The following is a 6,080-nucleotide window of genomic DNA, read 5'->3' as shown; positions in this document are numbered from 1 at the left end:
TGGTTAACGAGTCCAGGGACTCGCTAACCACGCACGGGCGATTCGGTTCACGGTGATTCTGAGGATGGCGAGGACGCCCGAAGTGCGGAAGCGTCGGAGGGCAGTTGTTCCGCCTCGACAGGAGCGCCCTTCATGACCGAACTTCTCGACCTGAGCACCGACGTCCTCGTCATCGGCGGCGGCCCCGCAGGAACGTGGGCGGCGCTGCGCGCACGCCAAGCCGGGGCGGACGTCGTCCTCGTCGACAAGGGGTACTGCGGAACCAGCGGCGCCACCGCGCCTTCGGGCACCGGCGTCTGGTACGTCGACCCCGACCCGTCCGCGCGGGCGAAGGCCAAGGCCAGCCGCGAAGCACTCGGCGGTCACCTCGCCGACCACCACTGGATGGACCGCGTCCTCGACCAGACGTACGCGAACATGAACCTGCTTGCCGAGGAGGGCCGGTACCCGTTCCCCGTCGATCCCGACACCGGCAGGCAGATCCGCACCGGACTGCAAGGGCCCGAATACATGCGACGCATGCGCGCGTGGGTGAAGAAGGCAGGCGTCCGGATTCTCGACCACTCACCGGCCCTCGAACTGCTGGTCGACTCCGACGGCCGGGTGCGCGGCGCGGCGGGCTACCAGCGCCAGGACGGCCGCGACTACCGGATCAGCGCGGGCGCCGTCGTGATCGCGAGTGGCGGTTGCGCGTTCCTGTCCCGCGCGCTCGGCACGAACGTCGATACCGGCGACGGTGCGCTGATGGCCGCCGAGGTGGGTGCCACGTTCTCCGGCATGGAATTCTCCAACGCCTACGCGATCGTCCCCGCGAACTCCACCATCACCAAGACCGCCTACTACGGCTATGCCACGTTCTTCCACGCCGACGGACGCGTCCTCGAGGGTGCCGGCTCCACGAAGGGGCGGTCGGTGATCGCGAAAACGCTGCTGTCCGAGCCGGTGTTCGCCCAGCTCGACCGCGCCGACGACGAGGTGCAACGCCAGATGCGGCTCGGGCAGCCGAACTTCTTCCTGCAGTTCGACCGCCGCGGGATCGACCCGTTCACCGACCGCTTCGAGGTCAGCATGCTCGCCGAGGGCACGGTCCGCGGAACCGGTGGCATCGAGGTGGTCGACGACACCTGCGCCACCTCGGTGCCCGGACTGTTCGCGGCCGGGGATGCCGCCACCCGGGAACGGATCTGCGGCGGCTTCACCGGCGGCGGCAGCCACAACTCGGCGTGGGCGATGTCGTCCGGCAGCTGGGCCGGGACCGGGGCCGCGCGGTTCGCGCGAACCGAACGTCGGGTCGAGGCGGGCGAACTGCGTCCCGCAGGCCGGGCCGGGCTGCGTCCGGCGGGGCGGCCGCGGCTGGAGGCGTCCGACGTCGTCGCGGCCGCGCAGGCCGAACTCATCCCGTACGAGAAGAACTACCTGCGGGACGGGGCGCGCGTGCAGGGTGCGCTCGGCGAACTGGAGTCGCTGTGGACGGCACTGTCCGCCGGCCTCGGCGGCGACTCCGGCGACGAGCGGGTCCGTGCCCGGCAGGCCGCCGCGATCACCGCGGTGGGCCGGTGGATGTACCACTCGACGCTGGCCCGGACCGAAACCCGCGGAATGAGCAAGCGCGCCGACTATCCCGACCTCGACCCCACCCAGCACCACCACATCCTCACGGGCGGGCTCGACGACGTCTGGACCTCGACCGCCGCGGTGCACGACGGGCTGTTGCGGGTTGCCTCGTGATCGAGGTGCTGCTGGCCGACGCGTGCATCGGCTGCGACAAATGCGTCGACGCGTGCCCCACCAACGTGTTCGACCGCACCGACACCGGGATCCCCGTGATCGCGCGGCAATCGGACTGCCAGACGTGCTTCATGTGCGAGGCGTACTGCCCGGTGGATGCGCTGTACGTCGACCCGCAGTCCACCCCGCTCGTCGACGGGCAGCGGATCCCGGAGGACCACATCGGCCGGTACCGCGAGAAACTCGGCTGGGGGAAGGGGCGCGCCGCCGGCTCGCTCACCGCGGTCGGGCCGTCCCTGCCGCACGGTGCGCCGCCGCCCAGGCTCCGCCCGTGAGTGGGTAACGAGTCCAGGGACTCCTTACCCACTCACGGGTGGCGGAGCCGCTAGATTGGAGGTACGGAAGCAGTCGTTTCCGGGTGCAGGGGTGCGCGTGCAGAATTCGAAATCGACACCGGCGACCGTGCCCGGGCTGCGGGTCTACCGGCCCGAATCGCCCGCGGCGCGGATGGCGCTCGTCGGCGCGACGGTCGTGGTCGGGTTCGTGCTCATGTGGATGGCGGGACGGTCGGGTCCCGTCCGCACGTGGATGGTGGCGGCCGGAATCGCCGTCCTGCTCGTGGCCCGGGGACTGCACCTGCGACGGCCCGTCACCGTCACGCATGCGGCTGCGGCGGTGCTGATGGTGGCGGCTGCAGATGTGGCGTATTCGAGCGCACATTCGACCCCGGGGTTCCTGCTCCTCGTGGCCACCGGACTCGTCCTGATGCTGCCGGTGCGCAGTGTGCCGCAGCCCGAGGACCGGGCCCGCGTCTTCACGTTGATCCAGCAGACCACCGGCGACCCGTTGTCGCCGTTCGCCCTCAATTCGGCGAAGTCGTACTACTTCAACGCGTCCGGCGCCGCGGCGATCGCCTACCGGGCCCGGTCCGGGATCGCCGTCGTCTCCGGCGATCCCATCGGAGACCCGCTCGAGTTCGCGGCGCTCCTGGACGAGTTCGACGAATTCGCGGCCGAACGCGGGTGGCGCGTCGCGGTGCTCGGCGCGGGGGAGCGGGTCACGCGGCTGTGGGAGATCGGCGGCGACACCCGAAAGCCGCTGACGGCGGTCCCGATCGGCCGCGACGTGGTAGTCGACGTCGGATCCTTCACCCTGCACGGCCGACAGTTCCGCAACCTCCGGCAGGCAGTGCAGCGCACCCGCAACGCCGGGCTCACCACCGAGATAGTCCCCGAATCCGCGCTCGACGAACCGACACGCCGCGAACTCACCGACATCGTCGACGACGCCCGCGCCGGACGTCAGCGCCGCGGGTTCTCGATGATCCTCGACCACCTGCTGGACGGCACGCTTCCCGGTGTTCTTCTGGTGGTCGCCCGCGACGGCACCGGTCGCGCCGTCGGGTTCCAGCGGTACGGCACCGCCGATTCCGCCCGCGAGCTGAGCCTCGACGTTCCGTGGCGCGGTGACGGCGCACCGAACGGCACCGACGAACGCATGACCGTCGACGTCATCCGGTACGCCGAGCGGACCGGTGCGCGCTCCGTCTCGCTGTCGTTCGCGGCGTTTCCCGAACTCCTCGACCCCGACGCGCCCGGTGCCGGCGCCCGGCTCTTCCGCCGCATCCTGCACCTGGGCGACGCGCTGATCGCGCTGGAATCGCTGTACCGCTACCTCGGCAAGTTCCATGCGACGGGGAACCGGCGCTACGTGCTCCTGCGCTTCCGCTACCTGCTGCCCGTGGCGTTCGCGTGCCTGACGTTCGAATTCGTGCCGCACCGGGGAACGGGGCTGACGCGGGTTCAGAAGTCGAAGTTCTTCTCGTTCGTCGCCGTGAGCGCGTCGACGACGGCCGCGAGATCGGTTTTGGATACGTCCGCGGTCTCCTCCTTCGGCGTCGATGGTGTCGCCTTGTCCGGTCGGGTCTGATTCTTGCCGGGCCGTTCGTCCGTCATCTGTGCACCTTCGCGATAGGCCGAGCCGGGCAGGGTTACTCACCAGTACACCGTCGGGAGCCTGCCTCCGCAACCCGACGGGGTCCTGATGTGACGCGGTGCACGTCGAGCCAGCTATCTGTCAGCTATTAGGCCGACCGGAGCTCACGCCCGGACCAGGATCTTCACCGCCGTGTCGTTGTGCTCGATCAACGTGGTGAGGCCCTCGGACACCAGGTTGTCGAGTTCGATCCGGCCGGTGATGAACGGGGCCAGGTCGATCACCCCGCTGCGGACCATCCCGATCACCGCCTCGTGATCGCGGACGTAGGCGATGGTGCCGCGCAGGTCGATCTCCTTGAGGACGAGTTTCTGCATGTCGACCGTCGCGGGCTTGCCCCAGATCGATACGTTCACCACCACGGCCGCGGGACGGACGGCGTCGAGGATGGTGTCGAGGACGGCGTTCACCCCCGCGCATTCGAACCCGAGATCGGCGCCGACACCGCCGGTCAACTCGAGAACCCGGGCCTTCACGTCCTCCGCGGACGGGTCGACGACGTGATCGGCGACCCCGCTGGACAGCGCCTTCTGCTTCCGGGCGTCGCTGAGTTCGGTGACGATCGTGGTGACACCCAGGCCCTTCAGGACCGCGGCGACCAGGAGTCCGATCGGTCCGGCCCCGCCGACCAGCGCGACGTCGCCGGCCTCGGCCCCGCTGCGGACGACCGCATGATGCGCGACGCTGAGCGGTTCGATCAGGGCCGCCTCGTCGAGCGGGATGTCGCCGATCTTGTGCACCCACCGGCGGTCGACCACCACCTTCTCGCTGAGTCCGCCTCCGCCACCGGCCAATCCGATGAAACCCATCTTCGTACACAGGTGATAGTTGCCTGCCGTGCAGGACGCGCACTCGTTGCACACGAAGTACGGCTCCACCACCACGTTGTCGCCCACCGCGACATCGGTGACGCCCTCACCGACCTCCTCCACCGTCCCGGAGAACTCGTGGCCCATCGTCACCGGCGCGTTCTCGTGCGACAGCGGATGCGGATGTCCCGGCGGGGAGATGAAGATCGGGCCCTCCAGGTACTCGTGCAGGTCGGTGCCGCAGATGCCGCACCACCCGACCCGGAGTTTCACGGCGCCCGGCCGCACCTCCGGTTCGGGGATGTCGTCGATCCGGATGTCGCGTCGTCCGTGGAAGCGCGCTGCTCTCATGAATCCGCCTCACCTCGTTGTGAACGTGCTGATGGGCCGAACGGTACGACGCCGCCACGAGGCCGGGAAGGGTTGCAGTGCGTTGCAATCCGACGACGACTGTGTGACGTTCACCGGCGGATAGCTGGTTTGGCCGGATCCGCGGGTATCTTCGAAGGGAATGACTGGTTCGATCTGGGGGAGTGAGGCATGGCACGCATACGCACGGCGGCTGAAGCTGAAATCAACGCCGCCGAGCAGATGCAGAAGCTCGGTTACGGCGACGCGACAGCGCTACTCGGCGGAGCGGACGGCGGCATCGACGTCTACTCGTCGCGCGCGTACGCGCAGGTGAAATGGCGAGGTGGCAGCGCAGGGAAGTCGGACCTCGCGAACCTCTACGGCACCCGCGGAACGAGTCACGCCCGGAAACTGCTGTACTTCTCCGGCCCCGGATACACCGACGAAGCCGTCGACTACGCGGACACGGTCGGCATCGCCCTGTTCCGGTGCGAACCCGACGGCGAAACCCCGCCGGTCGGCGTCCACGCCCCGAAACTGGTGGCTGCCGCGCGTAACTCGACGGTTGCGGTGGCCCCGTCCCCGCCGCCCCCGCCAGAGCCCGAATCGCCCGCGCGCATCGTCGCCCGCAACGCATGGGCGATGGTCGCCGGCTTCTTCGGCGCGCACTGGCAACTCCTCGGCGCCGTCGTCTGCACGATCGTCCTCATGGTCGCCCCCTTCGGCGAAGGGAACGTCGGGCTCCGCGTGTTCGCGACCATCCTCGCCGTCGTCGGCGCTCCGGTGTTCTGGCTCCTCTTCGTTCAGCACCGGAGCGCGGTGCGCAGATAGTTCGGTGCCGTAACGATCTCGCTCCCGCCGACGACAGCCAGCGTGACTGTCGACATTTCGAGTGGAATCGCGGAGATGAATATGGGCTTGATGAACGGCCTGATGGGCCTTCCTGTTCACCAACCGGCGGCTCATTCTCGTCGACAAGCAGGGAATCACGGGAAAGAAGATCGAGTACCACAGCGTGCTGTACAAGTCGATCACGCATTTCGCGGTGGAGACCGCCGGGAACTTCGATCTCGACGCCGAACTGAAGATCTGGATCTCCGGCAATCCGGTTCCGCTGCAGAAGCGGTTCTCGAAGTCGGTGGACATCTACGAGGTGCAGGCGATTCTGTCGCATTTCGTCGCCGGGTAGCGCACCCG

At 68.7% G+C, this 6,080-nt stretch carries 5 protein-coding genes and 1 pseudogene; 5 read left to right on the top strand and 1 reads right to left on the bottom strand.

The features are described 5' to 3' along the window. Nucleotides 1–132 precede the first annotated feature (132 nt). The 3 genes from ACFTZB_RS41915 to ACFTZB_RS41905 all read left to right on the top strand — a co-directional run bounded on the left by ACFTZB_RS41915 (nt 133) and on the right by ACFTZB_RS41905 (nt 3,657). Nucleotides 133–1,728: an FAD-dependent oxidoreductase gene (locus tag ACFTZB_RS41915; protein ID WP_378441293.1), complete on the top strand. Its 1,596-nt coding sequence runs from the start codon at nt 133–135 to the stop codon at nt 1,726–1,728. Then, on the top strand, nt 1,725–2,063 hold the full coding sequence (locus tag ACFTZB_RS41910) for a ferredoxin family protein (RefSeq protein WP_160101656.1): 339 nt from the start codon (nt 1,725–1,727) through the stop codon (nt 2,061–2,063). The genes ACFTZB_RS41915 and ACFTZB_RS41910 overlap by 4 nt, the downstream gene beginning before the upstream one ends. 91 nt (nt 2,064–2,154) lie before the next feature. Next, nucleotides 2,155–3,657, top strand: a complete 1,503-nt coding sequence (locus ACFTZB_RS41905) for a bifunctional lysylphosphatidylglycerol flippase/synthetase MprF (protein ID WP_378441290.1) — start codon at nt 2,155–2,157, stop codon at nt 3,655–3,657. Nucleotides 3,658–3,827: 170 nt separating this feature from the next. Here the strand turns inward: ACFTZB_RS41905 and ACFTZB_RS41900 are convergent, their stop codons facing one another. Continuing rightward, nucleotides 3,828–4,883, bottom strand: a complete 1,056-nt coding sequence (locus ACFTZB_RS41900) for a 2,3-butanediol dehydrogenase (RefSeq protein ID WP_378441288.1) — start codon at nt 4,881–4,883, stop codon at nt 3,828–3,830. Nucleotides 4,884–5,072: 189 nt separating this feature from the next. Between ACFTZB_RS41900 and ACFTZB_RS41895 the strand changes: the two genes are divergently transcribed. Beyond that, nucleotides 5,073–5,714: a restriction endonuclease gene (locus ACFTZB_RS41895; RefSeq protein WP_378441286.1), complete on the top strand. Its 642-nt coding sequence runs from the start codon at nt 5,073–5,075 to the stop codon at nt 5,712–5,714. Nucleotides 5,715–5,826: 112 nt separating this feature from the next. Beyond that, nucleotides 5,827–6,072, top strand: a pseudogene (locus ACFTZB_RS41890) (PH domain-containing protein); the annotation flags it as partial. Nucleotides 6,073–6,080 lie beyond the last annotated feature (8 nt).

It is taken from the genome of Rhodococcus sp. NPDC057014 (genome assembly GCF_042673295.1).
Taxonomy (GTDB): domain Bacteria; phylum Actinomycetota; class Actinomycetes; order Mycobacteriales; family Mycobacteriaceae; genus Rhodococcus_F.
Note: the sequence above shows the minus strand (reverse complement) of the source record. Positions and strands in the feature narration are given on the sequence as shown.

Bases quoted from the DNA above. Each gene is read 5' to 3' on its own strand.
- ACFTZB_RS41915 (WP_378441293.1), top strand. From the start codon at position 133: ATGACCGAACTTCTCGACCTGAGCACCGACGTCCTCGTCATCGGCGGC.
- ACFTZB_RS41900 (WP_378441288.1), bottom strand. From the start codon at position 4,883: ATGAGAGCAGCGCGCTTCCACGGACGACGCGACATCCGGATCGACGAC.
- ACFTZB_RS41895 (WP_378441286.1), top strand. From the start codon at position 5,073: ATGGCACGCATACGCACGGCGGCTGAAGCTGAAATCAACGCCGCCGAG.